The organism is Acidithiobacillus concretivorus (assembly GCF_018853445.1).
GTDB lineage: Bacteria > Pseudomonadota > Gammaproteobacteria > Acidithiobacillales > Acidithiobacillaceae > Acidithiobacillus > Acidithiobacillus concretivorus.
This window is the reverse complement of record NZ_JABELD010000181.1, coordinates 1-762: the sequence shown is the minus strand read 5'-3', so window position 1 is coordinate 762 and position 762 is coordinate 1. Positions and strand designations below refer to the sequence as shown.

The following is a 762-nucleotide window of genomic DNA, read 5'->3' as shown; positions in this document are numbered from 1 at the left end:
AGGGGCGGCAGGGCACCTGCCAGTCCACCCCAGACAATATTCCAGGGGGTGCTGGGTTTGAGGTAGAGGGTGTAGACCACGCCGTAGCCCACGGTACCCGCCAGGGTCAGAATCAGGGTCAGGGGGTTGGTGCCCCAGGCGAGAATGGCAATGGCGGCGGTCATGAGCAGAGCCGCGTAGACGATGGCACCCCGGCGGCTGATGCGGCCTTCGGCCAGCGGCCGGTGCAGGGTGCGGCGCATGTGCTGGTCGAGATCCGGTTCGACGATCTGGTTGAGCACCCCGCCCGCTCCACCGGCCAGGGCAATGCCGAGCAGTCCGGCCAGGGCGGACTGCCAGTGGATCAGGGCGTTGGGGGCGAGAATTTCGCCGACGGCGGCGGTGAATACCAGCAGGGAGACGACCCGGGCTTTGGCCAGGACCCAGAGGTCATGGAGAAAGAGGCCGGGGCGAAAATTCTGGTGGCGGGCGACTTCTGCACCTGCCGTCGGCAGAATGCCGTCGGCGTCGGTGGGGGTAGCGGTGATTATGTGACTTTTCATGCGGGTTCCTGTGGCCGTGTCTCAGCGCCAGACCAGGACAATGGCCAGGGCCATGAGCAGTACCATGCTCTGGTGAAAGGCGACCATGATGCCGGGGTCTTTGGGTTTGAGGCTGACGGCGTGAAAAAGTAAAAATCCAACCGCGAATTGGCCGACGGCCAGATAGAAGGCGATCGGGTAGGCGGGCATCATGTAGCCCAGGGTGGCGACCAGAAGCAGG

The 762-nt window shown here is 64.4% G+C and carries 1 protein-coding gene and 1 pseudogene; both read right to left on the bottom strand.

All coding sequences use genetic code 11. The features are described from left to right. Positions 1-542, bottom strand: a 542-nt coding sequence (locus HJG40_RS14710) for a protoheme IX farnesyltransferase (RefSeq protein ID WP_215864887.1), incomplete at its 3' end; no start/stop codon positions are given. Positions 543-563: 21 nt separating this feature from the next. Further along, positions 564-762, bottom strand: a pseudogene (locus HJG40_RS14705) (cytochrome C oxidase assembly protein); the annotation flags it as partial.